This window comes from Streptomyces sp. NPDC104581, from assembly GCF_055583685.1.
Map to the genome: position 1 here is coordinate 1 of NZ_JBVJNN010000066.1, position 19,974 is coordinate 19,974.

The window sequence follows — 19,974 nt, forward strand, 5'->3', positions numbered from 1 at the left end:
CACCACCGAAAATCCGGAAATCATGCGCGTACACGAACACCGAACGGCCCTCGACCGTCCCCCAGCCCGTGATCACACCATCCGTGTACGGCCTCTTCGCCTCCAGCCCGAACCCCGTCGCCCGGTGCCTGCGCAACTGCTCGACCTCCCGGAACGAACCCTCGTCCAGCAGCAGCGCGATGCGCTCACGCGCCGTCAGCTTGCCCTTGGCGTGCTGCGCCTCGGTCGCACGGTCACTCGGCCCGCTCAGCGCCTGCCCCCGCAGCGAGTGCAGCTCGGCCACGCGTCCACGGGCGTCGACGGGCTCACTCGGCGTCTGGTCCACAACGGTCATGTACCGACCCTACGAACTCCGGACGCGAAAAGCCGCCGTCGACTCCACACAGTCTCCTGCCCGGATTCCTGGTGGGGCTGGACAGAACCGGGTCACGCGCGGGACGAATCGACAGCCCGGAGCCCCTGGCGCTTGTGAGGTTCCTCCAGATGTCAGCCGGACGTCGCGCGGACGACAGTTGGACAGGGGCGAGGTGTCCGGCGGCGGTCGAGCGGGGGCTCAGGGTGGCGGGTGATGCCCGCGAGTGAGCGAACCGCGTCAGGTTGTGAAGACTCCCAAACTTTTGAGAGCGCTCTCAGTCGCAACTCTTGACGCGTCCGGGACACCTGGCGAGAGTGGGGCGCAGACGCGAGGCGCGCCCCCCATGTACCGCGCCCCACCGCGTTCCCCCCACATCCCAGGAGAACATCCGTGATATCGCGCAGAATGTTTCTGACCGGCACGGCCGCGGCGGCCACGGCGCTCACCTACCCCGCCTGGGGAAGCGCTCTCAGTCCCCGCGCGTCGGCAGCCGCCGAGACCTGTGAAATCGCCCTGGTGAACAAGTCATTGCCCGGTTCGGTCAACGCGTACGTCACCGGCCACGAGCAGGGCACGGACCGCTGGGTGCTGCTCCGTGCCGACGGCACCGTCTACAAGCCCGAGTCGCCCGCCGAGGCGAACACCCCGCTGCCGGTCGACTGCGCCATTCCGCTGAACGCCGCGGGCGGCGCGGCGGTGACGCTGACGTTGCCTCAGATGTTCGGCGCGCGCGTCTACTTCGTACGCGACGACACCCTCGACTTCTTCCTCAACCCGGGGCCGTCGCTGGTCGAGCCGGCGTTCGCGAGCGAGGACGACCCCAACTACGGCCGCACGTGGTCGTTCTGCGAGTTCACCTTCAACCCGCAGCAGCTGTACTCCAACATCAGCTACGTCGACCTGGTGACCGCGCTGCCCATCGGCATCACGCTGGAGGGTGACGCCACGCACGAGGTCGCCCCGCTGCCCGAGGGCGCGCTCCAGAAGATCGCCGACGGTCTGACCGCGCAGGCCGCGGAGGACGGGCAGCCGTGGGACAAGCTGATCACGCGCGGCTCCGACGGCCAGGTCCTGCGGGTCATCGCCCCGCAGAACGCCATGGCGCCGTACTTCGACAGGCCCGACGAGATGCCCTTCAGGGACGTCTTCGACGGCTACATCGACCAGGTCTGGCAGAAGTACGCCGGCGAGGACCTCAGGATCGACCTCCAGGGCGGTCGCGGCGTGCTGGCCGGCCGGGTCAGCGGTGACACGCTCACCTTCGAGGGCGGCCACACCTTCTCCAAGCCGTCCTCGAAGGACATCTTCACCTGCAACCACGGCCCCTTCACCAACAACCCGGACGACTCGGACGACAAGAAGGGGCTCCTCGCGCGGCTGGCGGCCGGATTCAACCGCTCGACGCTGCTCACCCACCCCGACCAGCCGAACGGTGCCAACGCGGAGGACTACTACAAGGATCCGTCCACCAACCACTGGGCGCGGGTGCTGCACGCGAACACCCCGATCGGGTACGCGTTCCCGTACGACGACGTACGGCCGGACGGCGAGCCGGACGTCTCGGGCGCGGCGCACGACGGCAACCCGCGGCGCTTCACCGTGTCGGTCGGCTCCTGAGACCCGGAGCCCCGGCGGTCCGACGGTGCCCCGTCACCCCCTCGTGAGGAGGGGGTGACGGGGCACCGTCATGCGCGTTCGGTGCCGCGTTCACGGGCGGGTACGGGGGCACGGCACCCGGCGGCACCACCGCGCGCCGTCACCCGATCGGCGGAAGAAGTTGAAATTTGAACGAGAGAGGTCTACGGTAAATGTACTTGAAGGCTAAACAAACGTTTACCGGGAGAAACCATGTCACTCTTCAACCGCAAGTCCGAGTCCGGCTCCGCCACCGTCACCGAGGTGAACCCCGAGCTGGCGGCGCTGACCGGTGAATACACCATCGACCCGACGCACAGCAGCATCGGCTTCCAGGTGCGCCACGCGATGGTCACCAACGTCCGCGGCACCTTCGGCAAGCACGAGGGCACGCTGAGCCTGGACGGCACGAAGCCGGAGAATTCCTCCGCGTCGATCGACGTCGAGATCGAGAGCATCGACACGGGCGCGCCGGACCGCGACGGTCACCTGCGCAGCGCCGACTTCTTCGACGCCGAGACGTTCCCCAAGATGACCTTCCGCTCGACCGGCGCCGAGCAGGTCGGCGGCGACGAGTACCGCATCACCGGTGACCTCACCATCAAGGATGTCACCAAGCCGCTCACCATCGACCTGGAGTTCCACGGCAAGGCCACGGACCCCTACGGCAACGAGCGCGTCGGTTTCGAGGGCGGCACCACGATCTCGCGCTCCGACTGGGGCCTGACCTGGAACGCGGCCCTGGAGACCGGCGGCGTGGTGGTCAGTGACAAGGTCAAGCTGATCTTCGACATCTCGGCGATCAAGAACAAGCCCGCCGCCGCCTGACCCCGTCGCACCCGGGGACGGGTGCTCGCAGCACAGGTACTCCGGGCCGCGCGGCCCGGAGTACCTGTGCGCGGGGAGCAGGAGCGGCGCGCGGCGGCGGAGCCGTGCGGGCCGGCGGAACGCCACCTGGCGGGACGGGCGGCGGAAGCCCCCGCCGTCGCGTCAGAAGCCCCCGCCGTCGAAGCCGCCGCCTCCTCCGAAGTCCCCTCCCCCGTCGAAGCCGCCACCGCCGCCCCAGTCGCCGCCGGATCCGCCACCGTCGTAGCCGGTGTAGTCGCCGCCGCCGTAGTCCGCCGCGTAGGCGGGGGTGCTCAGGGCCGTACCGAGCAGGGTGCCGACCAGCAGGCCGGGGAGGATGCCGCCGCCGAAGTAGCCTCCGGCCCAGGGACCGTAGGCGGGCCCGGCCTCGTAGTACGGACGCGGACCGTATTCGGTCTGCACCATCCGCGTCATCGGGTCGTCGCCGTCCTCCAGGCGCGCGGCGTCGGCCGCGCAGACGGGGATCGGGCGTACGGCGCCGCCGGGCGGCGGCGACCAGTCCACGTCCTTGACCGACGGACCGTGCCGGGGATCGAAGAAACAGGGCGAACGGCGCTCAGGGAGCGGCGCCCCCTCGCGTCGGGCGGCCAGCGCGGCGAGCGAGAACCGGCCGTCCTCCAGTGCCTCGGTCACTCCGCGTACGTCGTCGGGGCGCCCGGCGGCGGCCATGAGCGACTTCGCCTTCTCGTACGCGTCCAGCGCGTGCTCGTAGTCGGCGCGCATCGCGTCGTCCGCGCCCTTCTCGCCCGGGTGGAAGTCGAGACGGTCGAGTTCCTCACCGAAGGCGGTGATGTCCTCGTCCACGACGACCCTGAGCTTCTCCAGGGCCTGCCTGTCGCGCTCCTCCTTACGGAGGCGGTTGCGGCGCAGCACCGCGTACACCCCGGCGCCGCCCAGCACGACGATGCCTCCGAGCGTGATCAGCCCGGTCGTGGCGTCTCCTCCGCCGGTGCCGTCCCCGGACGAGGTGTCCCAGCCCGCCGGCGCCTGACCGCGGGATTCGGCGAGGGCCTGGTCCACGAAGTTGTCGAGTTCCACCGACGCCGCGACGGGGCCCGTGCCCCTGGCGCCGTCCGTGATCGAACGGACCGTGTTCGGCGGCAGCACACGGGCGTCGGCGGCGGCGTCGAACCGGTCGCCGAGGCGGACGGCGTACACGCCCGACACCCCGGTCGCGTCCCGGAGTCTGTTCAGCAGCGTGGTGTCCGGGTCGAATTCGGCGGCCTGCGGCAGGACGGCGACGAAGACCGGCTTGTCCGCGTCCTTGATCTTCTTCGTCAGCGCGTCGGCGTCGGAGCTGGAGAGCTGGCCGGAGGCGCGCGGGTCGACATAGACCGGGCCCTTCTTGAAGGCCTCGGCCACGGCATCGGGGCCGGTGGCTGCCGCCTGCGCGCCCGGCGCCGCCACGACGGCGGCGCCCGAGAAGGCGAGCAGCAACCCGGACAGAGTGGTGAACAGCCTCGTCCTCATATCACCGACGGTACCGGAGGGCGGCACGATCCGGACTGGTCGGAATATGACGGAACAAGGACAGAACAGGGGCCGGTGTGGTGCCACCGCGCGGCCGGGGGTGCACTACGGGGGACGGTGACGTACGGGCGGGGCGGCGACGGTGCCGCCGCGCGGCGGGGCGGTCCAGCCCGCCCGCCGCTCCCCGGAGCGAGTGACGCACCCGGGCGGGGAGGCCCGGGTGCGTCACTCATGGGGGTCAGGACGGCGCGGCGCCCGCGCCGTCACATCCGGTCGGCTACTTCTGCTCCACCCGCACCCAGTCGATCTCGGCCTTCACCCCGCCCTGCGCGATCCTGTCGACGCTCGACTGGGGCAGGCCCCAGTACGGCGTGGTGACCTGGTTGTGCCCGGCGGGGTAGGCGCCGCCGAGCGCCAGGTTGAGGATCACGTACTGGTTGTGGTCGAAGACCCACTGCCCGCGGGTCGACTCCAGCTTCTGCCGCGACGTGGTCTGCACGACCTGGCCGTCGACCGTGAAGACCATGCCCTCGGGCTGCCACTCGACGGCGTAGGTGTGCCACTGGTCTGCCCGGCCGCCGTTCGGGAAGGTCTGCGACTTGCCGACGTTGCCCGCGGCCGAGTAGCCGGGGCCGTGCAGCGCGGTACTCGTCCAGTTGGCGTAGCCCACGTTCTCCATGATGTCCGTCTCGCCCGAGCCCGGCCAGGACACCGACGGGTCGTCGACGTCGCTGCCCAGCAGCCAGAACGCCGGCCAGAAGCCGTCGCCGACGGGCAGCTTCATCCGGGCGCTGACCCTGCCGTACGTGAAGTCGAACTTGGTGTTGGTGTCGATGCGGCCGGAGGTGAAGTCGTAGGTGCCGCCGCCGGGCACCGTGGTGCAGCCCTTGCAGTACTTCGACTCCAGGACGAGCGCCCCGTTCTGGGTCTTGATGTTGTCCGGCGAGTCCACGTACGCCTGCGACTCGCCATTGACGGAGCCCATCTCCTGGCCGGTGCGGACCACGCGCCACTTGTCGCGGTCGAGGCCGGATCCGGTGAAGTCGTCGAAGAAGGTCTGCCGGTAGGCACCGCTCTGGTTCTGCGGCAGTGCGGGGTACGCCGCGGCCGCGCTGCCGCCGGTGCCCCAGACCTGGAACTCGTACAGCGAGTAGCCGAACTGCGCCGTGGACGGCGCCGGGTTGTAGAAGGAGCGGCGCTCCTTGCCCAGCATCCGCACGTAGCGGCCGGTCGCCGGGGTCGGCAGATTGATCGTGTCGTGCCTGCCGACGGCCTCGCCCGGTGACTTGATGTTCGCCCGCCGCTCGGCGACCTGCGCGGCCGAAGGCTGGTGGACGGTGCGCCAGTTGCGGTTGTCGTCGGAGACCTGGAGGTCGAAGTCGACCGCGTAGGCCGCCTCCCAGTACAGGTCGACCGAGTTGATCGTGGACCGTGCGCCGAGGTCCACCCCGACCCAGCGGTTCTGGTTCCAGTCGCTCGACCAGCGGGACTGATCGGCCTTGAGGTCGGCCGGCCAGCCGCCGTCGGTGACGAAGGCAGGCGAGTTGCCCGCGTGCTGGTAGAGGTTGCCGTACGCGGGGTGGTTGAGCGCCAGGTTGGTGCGCGTGGTGGAGGCGGGGGCCGGTTCGCCGCCGAAGACCTGGAAGGAGAAGAGGGAGTACCCCCAGGCGGTGGCACGCTCGACGCCGCGCATCCGGACGTAGCGCCCGGTGGCCTCCTGCGGGTACGTGTGGGCGGTGACGGTGCCGCCGGTGCCCTCGTTCTCGGTGTAGAAGTCCGTCCAGTCGGTGCCGTTCCTGGAGATCTCCAGGACGTACTGCTTGCCGTAGGCGGCTTCCCATTCGAGCTTGACCTGGCTGACGCGGATGACGCTGCCGAGGTCGACCTGGATCCAGGCGTTGTCGGCGAAGTCGCTGGCCCACCGGGTGGTGGGGTTGCTGTCGAAGGCCGCGGTGGCGGGGGTGCCGGCGTTCTCGGTGCCGGAGGCGGTGACGGCCGCCGGTCTGGCCGCGACTGCTTCCGCCGCGCGGTCGGTGTTCCAGGCCGCGGCGGCCCGGACGGCGCTCGGCTGGGGCGGCGCGCTGAAGGCGAGCGGTGCCGACAGCGCGAGCAGGGCGAGGGTCGTGGTCGCGAGTAAGGACGTACGTGGGGGCATCGACTACTCCGTGGAAAGCGGGTGAATGGAGCGATGTCCGTACGGGGTGTTACCGCGATCGACGCGTGCGGGCGGACGGGTCCCGCCCCCGCCCCGTGGGGTTGCCGTCGCCGGGGCGGAGCGGGAGCCGGGGGTCCGGTGGGACCTATCGCGCCTCGCGGGTGAGTCCGATCGTGTCGCGGTACCACTTGGCGCTGTCCTTGAGGGTCCTGACCTGGGTGTCGTAGTCGACGCGGACAATGCCGAAGCGCTTGTCGTAGCCGTACGCCCACTCGAAGTTGTCCATCAGCGACCAGGCGAAATAGCCGCGTACGTCGGCGCCCTGTGCGCGCGCCTCGGCGACGGCTGCGAGATGGTCCGCGAGGTACGCGGTCCGGTCCGCGTCCGGGACGGAGCCGTCGGCGGCGACGGTGTCGTCGAAGGCCGCTCCGTTCTCGGTGATGACGGTGGGGATGGCGTAGTCCTCCTGGATGCCCAGGAGGAGGTCGGTGAGTTCGGTCGGCGTGATCTCCCAGTCCATGGCGGTACGGGGCAGGTCACGGGGCACGCCGCGGGTGACGGGCAGCCCGTCGTCGTCCACCGGTGAGCCGCTCTCGGTGACACCGGAGAACAGGGCGCCCCGGTAGAAGTTGACGCCGAGGACGTCCAGCGGATTGGCGATGATCTCCAGGTCGCCGTCCTGGACGGGCAGTTCGGCGCCGCGCAGCGCCAGGTCGGCGACGACGTCCTCGGGGTAGCGGCCGTGGACGAGGGGGTCGAGGTAGAGGCGCCGGCCCTGGCCGTCGGCGCGGCGGCACGCCTCGCGGTCCGCCTCGCTGTCGGTCTCGGGCGTGGCCGTGCCCAGGTTGAGGGTGATGCCGAGTTCGAGCGGGTTGTCGCCGGCGGCGTCGCGGATGCGGCGCGAGGCGAGTCCGTGGCCGAGCAGGAGGTGGTGCACGGCGCGGATGGAGTCGCCGAAGTCCTGGCGGCCGGGGGCGTGTACGCCCACGTCGTAGCCGAGGACGGCCGAGCACCAGGGCTCGTTGAGGGTGGTCCAGTGCGTGACGCTGTCGCCGAGCGCGTCGTAGGCGAGCGCCGCGTAGTCGGCGAAACGGTAGGCGGTGTCACGGGCCGGCCAGCCGCCCGCGTCCTCCAACTCCTGCGGCAGGTCCCAGTGGTAGAGCGTGATCCAGGGAGTGATGTTCCTGCCGTGCAGCTCGTCGACGAGGCGCTTGTAGAAGTCCAGGCCCTTCGCGTTGGCCGGTCCGCGCCCGCCGGGCTGGATGCGCGGCCAGGCGAGCGAGAAGCGGTACGTGTCGACGCCGAGGCCCGCGATCAGCTCCACGTCCTGCGGCATCCGGTGGTAGTGGTCGCACGCCACGTCGCCGTGCTCGCCGCCTTCCACCGCTCCCGGTACCCGGCAGAAGGTGTCCCAGATCGAGGGGGTTCTGCCGTCCTCGGCGGCGGCTCCCTCGATCTGGTAGGCGGAGGTGGCGACGCCCCAGCGGAAGTCGGCGGGCAGGCCCTTGATCGCCGCGGTGGGGCGGGCGAGGTCCTGGACGGGGGTGGCGTTCATGGGTCTCCTGGTTCATCGGTGAGCGCACGGCGCGGGCGGGGCGCGTGGAGCGTGGAGCGTGGAGCGCGAGACGTGGCCGGGGTTGTCGGGGGGGCGGATCAGCCGGAGCGGGCCGTCGATGCGCCGTCGGCGGGTTCCGGGGCGCCGGTGCCGGGCCCGGCCTCCGCGGCGGGGGCCGGGGAAGCCGGGGCCTCCGCGACCGGGGCGGGCGGGGACCGGTGGAGCCAGCAGGCCACGGTGCGATCGGGCGCGCCGCCCGGGGCGGCGTCCGGCGCGGTGAGCGCCGGTACGTGGTCGGCGCACGGGTCGAACGCCTTGCCGCAGCGCGGATGGAAGGCGCAGCCCGTCGGCATCGCCGTCAGGTGCGGCGGCGAGCCGGGGATACCGGTCAGCTCCCTGCGGGGGCCGTGCAGGGCGGGGAAGGAGTGGAGCAGTCCGTCGCTGTACGGGTGCCGCGGGTCGCGGTAGATCTCGGCGGCGCCGGCCTCCTCGACGATCCGGCCGCCGTACATGATCGCGATCCGGTCCGAGAACTCGACGAGCAGCGAGATGTCGTGGGTGATGAAGACGACCGAGAAGCCCAGCTCCTCGCGGAGCGCGACGAGCTTGCGCAGGATCTGACGCTGCATCACCACATCGAGCGCGGTGGTCGGTTCGTCCATGATGACGATCTCGGGCTCCAGGGCGAGCGCCATCGCGATCATCACGCGCTGGCGCATGCCGCCGGAGAGCTGGTGCGGGAAGGCGCCGAGCCGGTCGCGGGAGATCCCGACCAGGGTCAGCAGCTCCTCGGCGCGCGCCGTGCGCTCGGCGGACCTCATCGCCGGACGGTGCGCCTTGAGCACGTCGGTGAGCTGGCTGTGCACCGTGTGCACGGGGTTGAGGGAGTTCATCGCGCCCTGGAAGACGATCGACAGCTCCTGCCAGCGGAAGGCGCGCAACTGCTGCGGCGTGAGCGTCAGCAGGTCCACCGGGGCCGCGTCGTCACCCGGCGGGTGGTAGTGCACGTCGCCGCCGGTGATCACCCCGGGCGGGGAGAGCAGCCGCGTCACGGCGTAGGCGAGCGTGGACTTGCCGGACCCCGATTCGCCGGCGAGGCCGAGGACCTCGCCGCGATGCAGGGTCAGGTCGATGTCGCGCAGCGCGTGGACCGCGCCGGGGCCGGTGCCGTAGTCGACATTGAGGCCGCTGATGGTGAGGACGGGGCGTCCGGTCGTCATGAACGGGGCTCCTTGTCGGGCGTGCGGTCGGGCGTCCGTGCGGGGGCGCGTTCGGGTGGGGCGGCCCCGTTCGTACGGTCCGTGCGCGCCACCGGCGTGAAGCCGACCCGCATCCGGATCTTCCGCGAGGCGCCGGTCTCGGTGCGCAGGCGCGGGTTCACGAACTCGTCGATGCCGAAGTTGATCAGTGCGAGGGCGGTGCCGAGGAGCGCGATGCAGAGCCCGGCGGGAACGAACCACCACCACGCGCCCTGTGCGAGCGCCTGGTTGGACTGCGCCCAGAACAGGACGGTGCCCCAGTTCCAGTTGGAGATGTCGGCGACACCGATGAAGGCGAGGGTGATCTCCAGCAGGACGGCGAAGATGACGGTGCCGACGAAACCGGACGCGATCACGGCGGTGAGGTTCGGCATGATCTCGAAACCGATGATCCGCCAGGTGGGTTCGCCGGTCGCCCGCGCCGCCTCGACGTAGTCGCGCTTGCGCAGCGAGAGGGTCTGGGCGCGCAGCACCCGCGCCCCCCAGGCCCATGAGGTGAAGGCGATCACGACGGCGATCAGCAGGTCGCCCGCGTCGGAGACGAAGCTGGCGATGATGATGATCAGCGGCAGCGCGGGGATGACGAGGAAGATGTTGGACAGCGCCGAGAGGATCTCGTCCATGACGCCGCCGAGGAACCCGGAGGTGACACCGATCAGCACCGACAGGACCGTCGCGAAGAATCCGGCGACGAAGCCCACCAGGAGCACGCCCCGGGTGCCGACGAGGATCTGCGACAGCACGTCCTGACCGGTCTGCGTGGTACCGAACCAGTGGTCGCCCGACGGGGGCTGGAGCAGCTGGTCGCTCATCATGTCGGGGTCGTACGGGGCGATCCACGGGCCGATGATCGCGAGCACGGCGAAGAACCCGAGAATCGACATCCCGGTGAGGGTCTTGCCTCCGCGCAGGAAGCGCAGCCTGGCTCGCTTCGAGGGTGTCGGCGCCGGAGCCGCGTCGAGCACGGCGACCTCTGTTGCGGGAATGGACACGGCTCAGGCCTCCTTCCGGGTGCGCGGGTCGAGGAAGAGATAGACCAGGTCCGCGAGCAGGTTCGCCGCGAGCACGGAGAGCGTGATGATCAGGAAGACGCCCTGCATCAGCGGGTAGTCCTTGGCACCGACGGCCTGGAAGAGCTGATAGCCGATGCCCGGGTAGGAGAAGACCATCTCCACCAGGAGCGTGCCGCCGACGATGAAGCCCAGGGAGAGGGCGAAGCCGGAGATGTTGGGGAGGATCGCGTTGCGCGCGGCGTAGGAGAACATCACGCGGCGCTCCGAGAGGCCCTTGGCCTGCGCCACCATCACGTAGTCCTCGGAGGAGACGGTCACCATCATGTTGCGCATGCCGAGGATCCAGCCGGCGATGGCGCTGAGGACGATCGTGATGCCGGGCAGGAAGCCGTGGTACAGCGCGCTGGAGATGAACGGCACGTCGAACGCGGGCACCAGTGAGCTGTCGTAGCCGCCGGCCGCCGGGAAGACGGGCCACTTCACGGCGAACAGGGCGATGGCGATGAGCCCGAGCCAGAAGTACGGGATCGAGGAGATGAACGTCGTGACGGGCAGCAGGCTGTCCATCCAGGAGCCGCGCCGCCAGCCGCTGTAGACCCCGATGCCGGTGCCGAGCAGGAAGCTGATCAGGGTGGTGAGACCGACCAGGACCAGCGTCCAGGGCAGCGACTGCGAGATGACCTCGCTGACGGGCGTCGGGAAGAAGGTGAAGGAGAGCCCGAGGTCGCCCTGGAAGAGCTGGCCCCAGTAGTCGGTGTACTGCTGCCAGAGCGAGCGTTCCTTGTCGAGGCCGAAGAGGGCCTTGAGCGAGGCGATCGCGCTGGTGTCGAGCTGGCCCTGGAACCGGGCGATCAGTGCCTGGACCGGATCGCCGGGCATCAGCCGCGGGATCAGGAAGTTGATGGTGATCGCCGCCCACGCCGTGATGACGTAGAAGAGGATCCGCTGGAGGACGAACTTCACTTCGCCGCCACCTCCGTCGTGCTCGGGGCGGGCCCGGTGCCGGTGGGACCGTCGCCCTTCGCGGGGGCGCCGGGGACGGCCGTGGCCACGGGGCGGTCCTCGTAGAGCCAGCACGCCGCCCACTGGCCGCCGTCGAGTTCGAAGCGCGGCGGCAGTTCGGTGCGGCAGCGCTCCATGGCCTTGGGGCAACGGGGGTGGAAGCGGCAGCCCCCGGGCGGGGAGATGAGTGAAGGGGGCTCGCCGCTTCCGGTCTCTTCCTGGTCCTCCTCGTCCGCGACCCGGTCGGGGTCGGGGGCCGAGGCGATCAGCAACTGGGTATAAGGGTGCGCGGGTTGCTGCGTGACGGTCTCGCTGTCGCCGCCCTCCACGATCCGGCCGGCGTACATCACCAGGGTCGTGTCCGCGAAGTACCTCGCGGACGCGATGTCGTGCGTGATGTAGAGGATCGCCAGGTGCAGGCGCTCCTTGAGGTCACGCAGCAGGTTGAGTACGCCGAGCCGGATCGACACGTCGAGCATCGAGACGGGCTCGTCGGCGAGGAGCACCTTGGGGTCGGCCCCCAGCGCCCGCGCGATGGCGACGCGCTGACGCTGGCCGCCGGACAGCTCGTGCGGGAATTTGTCCAAGTACTGAAGAGGTGGCAGCAGTTGGACGCGTTCCAGCAGTTCGCACGCCTCCGCCTCGGTGGCCTGCTTGCCGTGGATCTTCAGCGAGCGGGTGAGGTGGTAGCGCACCGTGTGCACGGGATTGAGCGAGGCGAACGGGTCCTGGAAGATCAGCTGGACCTGTTTCACGTACGCCCGGAAGGACCGGCCGCGACCAGCCTTGACCGGGGTGCCGCCGAGCCGTATCTCGCCCTCGGTGAGCGGATACAGCTGCGACAGCAGCCGGGCCACCGTCGACTTGCCCGACCCCGACTCCCCGACCAGCGCCGTGACGCTGCCGCGCCGCAGGCGCAGCGAGACGTCGTCGACGGCGTGGACGGTACGGCGACGGCGGCCGACGAGGTCGCCGACGGTCCGTCTGACGGGGAAGTGCTTGGTGACGCCGCGCGCTTCGAGCACGATGTCGGTGTCGTCGTCCCGGGTGGGTCGGTGCCCGGCGGGGTCTCGGTCGTGGTTGGTCATCGGCCGGCCTCGTTACTTCGCGGGCTTGAGGTGCAGTACGACGTCCAGCGCGTTGGGCTGGGTCGGCTGCGGCGGGGCGTACGGGTCGGCCTCGGTCGGCCAGCCCACCCAGTTCTTCGTGGAGTACTCGGCCCCGATGGGCGCCGCGGCGGTCGGGACCATCGGGACCTCGTCCACCATGATCTTCTGGATGGTGTTGAGGGCCGTCGTACGCGCGGAGTCCTCCGTCGCGTTGGCGTACTCCTTCAGCGCCTTGGTCGCCTCGGGGCTGTCGAACCGGCCGAAGTTGCCGAGCGGCGCGTTCTTGCCGATGGGCTGGAGCAGCGCGCCGTCCATGATGTTCTGGTACATGTCGTACGGCGTGGCACCGGAGTTGGTCCAGTGCAGCGTGGCGTCGAAGTTGCCGTTGCCGATGTCGGAGGTCCACGCCTCCGCGGTCTGCGTCTTGACCTTCGCCTCGATGCCCAGGGGCTTGATGTTGTCCTTGATGATGGACAGGCCCGTGATGTAGTCGTTCCAGCCGGCGGGGTCGGTGAAGGTCAGCTTCACGGCCTTGCCGTCCGGGTCCTTCAGGACGGAGCCGTCGAGCGTGTAACCGGCCTCGTCCAGGACCTTCTTGGCACCGGCGACGTCGGGCTTGATCGTCACGCCCTTGTACTCGGGGGCGAGGAAGGACTCACCGGCGGGCAGCGGGATGCCGGTGGGGTTGGTGATCTCCGGGTAGAGCGTGGCCTGCGCCTGGATGTGGATCGCCTTGCGGTCGATCACCATGGCCATGGCCTTGCGGAGCGCCGGGTCACCGAGCGGGCCCTTGGTGGTGTTGAACCAGAGGCCGTGGATGCCGAGTCCGGAGGGGAACCAGAGCTTGTTGTTCTTGGGGTCCTTGGCGACGTACAGCTGCTTGTAGTTCGGCATGAACACGAACGACCACTCGGCCTTGCCGTTGGCGAGTGCGGTGGTCTGCGCGCTGTTGTCGTTGTACGAGGTGAAGCGGAGCTCCTTCACCTTCGTCTCGCCCTTCCAGTAGGAGGACGTGGTGTCGAGCGTGGTGGTCTGCGGCGTGAACGTCTTGAGCTTGTAGGGTCCCGAGCCGAGCGGCTCGCGGTTGGGCCAGGTCGCCGGGTCCTTGACCTTCTCCCAGATGTGCTTCGGCACGACGAACGTCGTGGTGATCTTGTTCTGGTTGACGAACTGCGATTCCTTGAAGGTGAGGACGACCTTGCCGTCCTCGACGGTTATGCCGTCGTAGGGCACACCGTTGCCGTTGAGCGCCGGGTACTTCTTGATCAGCCCGAAGGTGAACGCCACGTCCTCGGCGGTCAGTTTCTTGCCGTCGGACCACTTGGCCCGCTCGTCGATGGTGAAGGTGACCTTGGTGAAGTTCTGCTCCCACTTCCACTCGCTCGCCAGCCAGGGCTTGCCCTTCTCGCTGGGGCGCACCAGGTTCGTCATCACCAGGGGCTCGTAGATCATGTAGCGGTAGCCGAGCGACGCCCCGGCGGAAGTGCCGAGGAACGGGTTGCTGTTGTTGGTCTGCGGGCCGTTCGGCATACCGACGGTGAGGACGCCGGAGGCGCCGCCCGATGACCGGTTGGCATCCGAGTTGGCCGAGGAACATCCGGCGGCGAGCGCGGCCACGACGGTGGCGGCGGCAAGCGCCCGGAGCTTGCGGTGTGCGGACATGGCGACTCCAGAAAGGGAATGCGGCTCAGGTGGAACGTGGGCCGTGGGGCTGTGGGCCTGGGACCGGGTTCTGGTGCGGGTACCAGGTGCCGTGTGCGGGTGTGCCGTGTGCGGGTGTGCGATGTGCGGTGGACCGGATCACGGGTGGGCCTGGACGGGACTGTGCGGCGTTGCGGCTGTGCGGCGTTGCGGCTGTGCTGTGCCCTGTTGTGCTGTGCTGACGGTGTGACGGTGGTGCGTACGGATGTCCGCGTTGCGCGGGTGGCACGGGTTACGCGGGTACGGAGCCGACGGGTAGCACGGCCGGTGGACTCGTGGCGGGCGCCCCGGAGTTGCCCCCGGGCCTCACCCCCGCCAGCGGCGCCGACTGCCGTACGACGAGCTCGGTCGGGAGAACGACCGGTTCGTCCGGCGCGGTCGTCCCTCCCAGGTGTCCGAGCAGCATCCGCGCCGCCGTCTCCCCCATCCGCCGGGTGGGCTGGCGGACCGTGGTCAGGGGCGGTTCGGTGTGCCGGGCCATCGGAATGTCGTCGAACCCGACCACGGCGATGTCGTCCGGTACGGACCGTCCCGCCGCGCGCAGCGCTCTCAGCGCCCCCGCGGCGCTGATGTCGTTGTGCGCGAAGACGGAGTCGAACGGGGTGCCGGCGGCGAGGAGCCGCTCGACGGCGAGGCGTCCGGACAGCTCCGTGAAGTCCCCCACGGCGACCAGGTCGGTCGGGAGGATCTCGCGGAAGCCGCCGAGCCGGTCACGTACGCAGCCGAAGCGCTCCGGCCCCGTGATGACCAGGGGTCTGCTGCGTCCGTCGGCCAGCAGGTGGCGGGCGGCGGACGCACCTCCTTCGTGATTGGTGGTCACGACGGAGGGGAATTCGTCGGGGTGGCTGCCGCGGTCGTCGATGAGTACGACCGGGAGCCCCTTGTGGCTCAGGGCGATGATCTTGTCGAGCGTGTTCTCGGGTTCGACGACGAGCAGTCCGTCGAAGGCCCGGGCCGAGACCTGGGTGGTGAAGCGTTCGACCGAGTCCGCGCCGCGGTTGAAGGTGAAGAGGAGCAGGCCGTAACCCGCCGCCTCCACCGTGTCCACGACGCCCTGAAGGACCTCGCCCATCCATGCCCAGGTCAGCGAGGGCACCAGCATCCCGACCGTACGGCTGCTGCCTCGGGCCAGTCCGACGGCGCCCGAACTGGGCACGTATCCAAGAGATGCGATCACGTCACGGACGCGTGCGGCCGTTCTGCCGTCGACCTCGCCCTTGGTGTTGATGACCCGGGACACGGTCGTCTTGCTGACGCCGGCCGCGCGGGCCACATCCGCAATGGTGACGCGCATCGGCGGGCCTCGAATCGTTCGGTGGAACCGGTTCCGGTACCGGTACCGGAACCGGTTCCAATGTGAGCGGTGAGTTAACCGGTCCAGACCAACACCGTCAAGACTTCACACCGATATTGCTCGGGGGGTGACTCCCGGGGACCCGGAGGGGGTTATGCGTTCAGGTTCTGAACGTTCAGTCTCTTGACCGGAGTTCAGGTCGGAGTCACGCTCGCCTTCTCGCCGGCGCGCTCACGGCGGCGGGGCACTCTCCCGGACCCGCGCGGTTCGACCGCGCGTTCGGCGGCAGGTCGGCCGGCCGGACCGTCACCGACATGTCGGAGTTCTCGATCGCACATGATCGCCGGGAGGTACCGGCGCATTCCCGCCCCGTCGTCGGCGGCTTCGCGCGGGCGGGCCGGGACGGCGGCGGAATCGGTGACCCCATGGCGCCCGGCCGTTGAACGGAGCCACCGGCCGCGGCCACTCCGGCGGGCGGCGGTGCGGGCTCGGCTGTACGACTGCGACGGCTCCGGGGCTCATGGAGGGGTGCCGGTGGCCGGGCGGTCGCCGGCACCCCGTACGCGGTACGTGCGCGGGTCGCCTACTCGGCCGGTTCGACTCCCGCCCGCAGCAGCCCGTAGGTGTACGCGTCCTCCAGGGCCTGCCACGACGCGGCGATCACGTTCTCCCCGACGCCCACGGTCGCCCACTCCGCCGTGCCGTCGCCCGTGGTGATCAGCACGCGCGTGGTGGACTCCGTGCCGTGCTTGCCCTCCAGGATGCGGACCTTGTAGTCCACCAGCTCCAGCTTGGCCAGCTGCGGGTAGATGCGCTCCAGGCCGACCCGCATGGCCCGGTCCAGCGCGTTGACCGGGCCGTTGCCCTCGGCGGTGGCGACGATGCGCTCGCCCTTGGCCCACATCTTCACGGTCGCCTCGTTGGCGTGCGAACCGTCGGGGCGGTCCTCGACGATGGCGCGCCACGACTCCGTACGGAAGTAGCGCCGCGCCCTGCCCTCGGCCTCCTCGCGCAGCAGCAGCTCGAAGGACGCGTCGGCCGCCTCGTACGTGTAGCCCTTCAGCTCGCGCTCCTTGACCCGGCTGACGACGCGGCCGACCAGATCGCGGTCCTCGCCGAGGTCGATGCCCAGTTCCCTGCCCTTGAGCTCGATCGAGGCGCGCCCGGCCATGTCGGAGACGAGCATCCGCATGGTGTTGCCGACCTGGGTGGGGTCGATGTGCTGGTAGAGATCGGGGTCGACCTTGATCGCGGAGGCGTGCAGCCCGGCCTTGTGCGCGAAGGCGGAGACGCCGACGTACGGCTGGTGGGTGGAGGGCGTCAGATTGACGACCTCGGCGATGGCGTGCGAGATGCGGGTCATCTCGGCGAGCGCGCCCGGCGGCAGGACCTGCTTGCCGTACTTCAGCTCCAGCGCGGCGACGACGGGGAAGAGGTTCGCGTTGCCGACGCGCTCGCCGTAGCCGTTCGCGGTGCACTGCACGTGTGTGGCGCCCGCGTCAACGGCGGCGAGGGTGTTGGCGACGGCGCAGCCGGTGTCGTCCTGGGCGTGGATGCCGAGCCGGGCGCCGGTGTCGGCGAGCACGGTGGCGACGACGGCCTGGATCTGGGCGGGCAGCATGCCGCCGTTGGTGTCGCAGAGGATGACGACGTCCGCGCCGGCCTCGGCGGCGGCCCTGACGACGGCCTTGGCGTACTCGGGGTTGGCACGGTACCCGTCGAAGAAGTGCTCGCAGTCGACGAAGACGCGTCTGCCCTGTTCACGCAGGTGGGAGACGGTGTCGGCGACCATCGCCAGGTTCTCTTCGAGCGTCGTGCGGAGCGCGAGCTCGACATGCCGGTCATGTGATTTGGCCACCAGCGTGATCACCGGGGCGCCGGACTCCAGCAGGGCCCTGACCTGCGGGTCGTCGGCGGCGGCACCGGGGCGGCGCGTGGCGCCGAAGGCGACGAGCTTGGCGTGCTTGAAGTCGATCTCGTTGCGGGCGCGGGCGAAGAACTCGGTGTCCCGCGGATTGGCGCCCGGCCAGCCGCCCTCGACGAACCCCACCCCGAAGTCGTCCAGGTGCCGCGCGATGGTCAGCTTGTCGGCGACCGTCAGATTGATGCCTTCGCGCTGGGCTCCGTCGCGCAGCGTGGTGTCGAAGACATGGAAACTGTCGTCGGTGACCGATGGATCTGTGGTCATGCCTCTGTGACTCCTGTCGAGTGAGGGAGGGTCTGGCTCCACCGCCACCGTCGTCGCGTGCTTCCCGTTCCGGCCGGGGTCGGGCCGGAAAACGAAAAAACCCCTCGCGGGTGCGAGAGGTCTGCGCGCGGGTCTGGGGCACGATGGCCGCTCCGTACGGGGTGGTACGTAGCGGTCACTGCGGACCGGCGCGCCTGCTGCCCATAATCATGGCGAACGAGAACACGCCAGCAGTCTGGCACGTTTACCCTGCGCCGGAAGCCCCGTCTCACGATACGGGCGGTACGGATGCGCCAGGTGGGTGAAGCGGGCGCCCCGGGACAGCGGGGGCGGGGCGGCTCCCGACCCGGCTCAGAGCAGCGAGTCCTCGATGAACTCGCGAACATGTCGCAGGACTTGGGCCCTGCCGGTGCCCGGTATACCGACCACCAGGTGGACGCTGAAGCCGTCGAGCAGCGCGCGGAGCCTCGCGGCGAACCGGTCGGGGTCGACCGGCCGCAGTTCACCGTGCGAGATCCCCTCGGCGAGCAGCGCCACCAGATCCCGGTGCCAGGCCCGCTCGATCGCCGCCTGCCGGGCGCGTGCGTCGTCGTCGGCGTCCTGCGAGCGGTTCCAGACCTCCAGCCAGAGCGTCCAGTGCGGATCGCGGTGGCCGGCGGGGACGTACAGATCGACGTACGCGTCCAGCCTCTCCCGCACCGTCGCCTGCCGGGCCAGCAGCCCTCGGCGCTCGGCGCCGCGCCGGGTCTCGCTCCACTCCAGGGTCTGGAGCAGCAGCTCGTCCTTCGTACGGAAGTAGTAGAGGAGGTGCCCGCTGCTCATCCCGACGTCACGGCCGAGCCCCGCCATGGTGAGCCCATCGAGCCCGCCCCCGGCGATGGTGTCCATGGCGGCGGAGAGCACGGCCTCGCGGGGCGGGGCGGCGTTGCGGCGGCGCGCGGTGGGTGTCACCCGTCCGTTGTACCTGATGCGTACACACGGGGTTGCCGGTGGGTCACGCAGTGAATCGCGGCACCGGCGACGCGGCTCCCGGCGCGGTCCGGGGCACGGGCGCGGGGCCCCTCCGCGTGAAGAGGGGCCTCGCGGCGCGGCGCCGGTGAGGCCGGTGGCGCGTCAGCCGATCCGGTGCATCCACCCGTGGACGTCCTCGGCCCGGCCCGTCTGGATGTCGAGCAGGGCCTCGCGCAGCCTCGACGTGACGGCGCCCGGCTCCCTGCCCGAGTGCGTCCACTCGCCGCTCGCCGACCTGACGAGCCCGATCGGGGTGATGACGGCGGCCGTACCGCACGCGAAGACCTCGGTGAGGGTGCCGTTTTCGGTGTCGCGCCGCCACTCGTCGATGGAGATCCGGCGCTCCTGCGACGTGTAGCCGAGGTCACCGGCCATTCCGAGCAGCGAGTCGCGGGTGATTCCGGCCAGCAGCGAGCCGGTCAGCTCGGGGGTGACGATCTTGTCCCCGTACACGAAGTACAGGTTCATGCCGCCCAGTTCCTCGACCCACTTGTGCTCCACGGCGTCCAGGTAGGCGACCTGTTCGCAGCCCTCGGCCGCCGCCTCGGCCTGCGCGAGCAGGGACGCCGCGTAGTTGCCGCCGGTCTTGGCGTCGCCCATGCCGCCCGGAACGGCGCGCACCCGGTTCTCGGAGAGCCAGATGGAGACGGGCTTCACACCGCCGGGGAAGTACGCGCCGGCCGGGGAGGCGATGACCAGGAACAGGTACTCGTTCGCGGGCCGCACCCCGAGCCCGACCTCGGCGGCGATCATGAACGGCCGCAGATACAGCGACGCCTCACCACCGTGCGGCGGGACCCACGCCTCGTCCTGGCGGACCAGCGCGTCGCACGCCTCGATGAAGGTCTCGACCGGCAGCTCCGGCATCGCCAGCCGGCGGGCGGAGGTCTGGAAGCGCCGGGCGTTGGCCTCGGGCCGGAAGGTGGCCACGGTGCCGTCGGGGCGGCGGTACGCCTTGAGCCCCTCGAAGATCTCCTGCGCGTAGTGCAGCGTCATGTTGGCCGGGTCGAGGGAGAGCGGGCCGTACGGGACGAGCTGCGCGTCGTGCCAGCCCCGGCCCTCCGTCCACCTGATGGTCACCATGTTGTCGGTGAAGTGGCGGCCGAAGCCGGGGGCGGCCAGGATCGCCTCGCGCTTCGCGTCGGACAGCGGATTCGACGACGGCTTCAGCGCGAGCGTGGGCGGCGGTGTCGTGGGCGTGGTCATGGGTTCTTGTCCTTCACCGGTTGTGTGTGACGGACCGCGCTCACGCCGCTACAGGTACTAGGACGTCCGAGCTTTCCCTCATGCCGCGGCCCAGGGCGATTATCGCGCCTGGCGGGGCCCGGCATGAAACGGGGTGAATGCGGCCCTACGGATG

The 19,974-nt window shown here is 70.2% G+C and carries 14 protein-coding genes and 1 pseudogene; 2 read left to right on the forward strand and 13 right to left on the reverse strand.

What is annotated here, in order from left to right; all coding sequences use genetic code 11:
• Nucleotides 1–334, reverse strand: a 334-nt coding sequence (locus tag ACZ61E_RS31170; RefSeq protein WP_469703627.1) for a carboxyl transferase domain-containing protein, incomplete at its 3' end; no start/stop codon positions are given.
• Between the two features lie 426 nt (nt 335–760).
• Here ACZ61E_RS31170 and ACZ61E_RS31175 point away from each other — a divergent pair.
• A complete protein-coding gene (locus ACZ61E_RS31175; RefSeq protein ID WP_469703662.1) occupies nt 761–1,972 on the forward strand; it encodes a glycoside hydrolase family 64 protein in 1,212 nt (403 codons plus the stop codon).
• Nucleotides 1,973–2,203: 231 nt separating this feature from the next.
• Complete coding sequence (locus tag ACZ61E_RS31180; RefSeq protein ID WP_469703629.1) at nt 2,204–2,818, forward strand: YceI family protein; 615 nt, start codon at nt 2,204–2,206, stop codon at nt 2,816–2,818.
• 162 nt (nt 2,819–2,980) lie between these two features.
• Here ACZ61E_RS31180 and ACZ61E_RS31185 read toward each other — a convergent pair whose 3' ends face one another.
• The 12 genes and pseudogenes from ACZ61E_RS31185 to ACZ61E_RS31240 all read right to left on the reverse strand — a co-directional run bounded on the left by ACZ61E_RS31185 (nt 2,981) and on the right by ACZ61E_RS31240 (nt 19,820).
• Entirely contained in the window at nt 2,981–4,327 is a 1,347-nt protein-coding gene (locus ACZ61E_RS31185; RefSeq protein ID WP_469703631.1) for a hypothetical protein, read from the reverse strand.
• Between the two features lie 277 nt (nt 4,328–4,604).
• Nucleotides 4,605–6,482, reverse strand: coding sequence for a discoidin domain-containing protein (locus ACZ61E_RS31190; protein ID WP_469703633.1), 1,878 nt, complete (start codon nt 6,480–6,482; stop codon nt 4,605–4,607).
• 145 nt (nt 6,483–6,627) lie between these two features.
• Nucleotides 6,628–8,037: a GH1 family beta-glucosidase gene (locus ACZ61E_RS31195; RefSeq protein ID WP_469703635.1), complete on the reverse strand. Its 1,410-nt coding sequence runs from the start codon at nt 8,035–8,037 to the stop codon at nt 6,628–6,630.
• A 98-nt stretch (nt 8,038–8,135) separates the two neighbouring features.
• Nucleotides 8,136–9,257, reverse strand: coding sequence for an ABC transporter ATP-binding protein (locus tag ACZ61E_RS31200; RefSeq protein WP_469703637.1), 1,122 nt, complete (start codon nt 9,255–9,257; stop codon nt 8,136–8,138).
• Entirely contained in the window at nt 9,254–10,288 is a 1,035-nt protein-coding gene (locus ACZ61E_RS31205) for an ABC transporter permease (protein WP_469703638.1), read from the reverse strand. The genes ACZ61E_RS31200 and ACZ61E_RS31205 overlap by 4 nt, the downstream gene beginning before the upstream one ends.
• A 3-nt stretch (nt 10,289–10,291) precedes the next feature.
• Entirely contained in the window at nt 10,292–11,272 is a 981-nt protein-coding gene (locus ACZ61E_RS31210; protein ID WP_469703640.1) for an ABC transporter permease, read from the reverse strand.
• Nucleotides 11,269–12,399: an ABC transporter ATP-binding protein gene (locus ACZ61E_RS31215; RefSeq protein ID WP_469703642.1), complete on the reverse strand. Its 1,131-nt coding sequence runs from the start codon at nt 12,397–12,399 to the stop codon at nt 11,269–11,271. Before ACZ61E_RS31215 ends, ACZ61E_RS31210 begins: the two co-directional genes overlap by 4 nt.
• A gap of 12 nt (nt 12,400–12,411) precedes the next feature.
• On the reverse strand, nt 12,412–14,082 hold the full coding sequence (locus ACZ61E_RS31220; RefSeq protein ID WP_469703643.1) for an ABC transporter substrate-binding protein: 1,671 nt from the start codon (nt 14,080–14,082) through the stop codon (nt 12,412–12,414).
• A 358-nt stretch (nt 14,083–14,440) separates the two neighbouring features.
• Nucleotides 14,441–15,415, reverse strand: a pseudogene (locus ACZ61E_RS31225) (LacI family DNA-binding transcriptional regulator); the annotation flags it as partial.
• A gap of 583 nt (nt 15,416–15,998) precedes the next feature.
• Nucleotides 15,999–17,603 carry a citramalate synthase gene (cimA, locus tag ACZ61E_RS31230; RefSeq protein WP_469703645.1) on the reverse strand — a complete coding sequence of 535 codons (1,605 nt, stop codon included), beginning with the start codon at nt 17,601–17,603 and terminating at the stop codon, nt 15,999–16,001.
• Between the two features lie 351 nt (nt 17,604–17,954).
• On the reverse strand, nt 17,955–18,554 hold the full coding sequence (locus ACZ61E_RS31235; protein ID WP_469703646.1) for a TetR/AcrR family transcriptional regulator: 600 nt from the start codon (nt 18,552–18,554) through the stop codon (nt 17,955–17,957).
• Between the two features lie 162 nt (nt 18,555–18,716).
• On the reverse strand, nt 18,717–19,820 hold the full coding sequence (locus tag ACZ61E_RS31240) for a branched-chain amino acid aminotransferase (protein WP_469703647.1): 1,104 nt from the start codon (nt 19,818–19,820) through the stop codon (nt 18,717–18,719).
• Between the last annotated feature and the right edge of the window lie 154 nt (nt 19,821–19,974).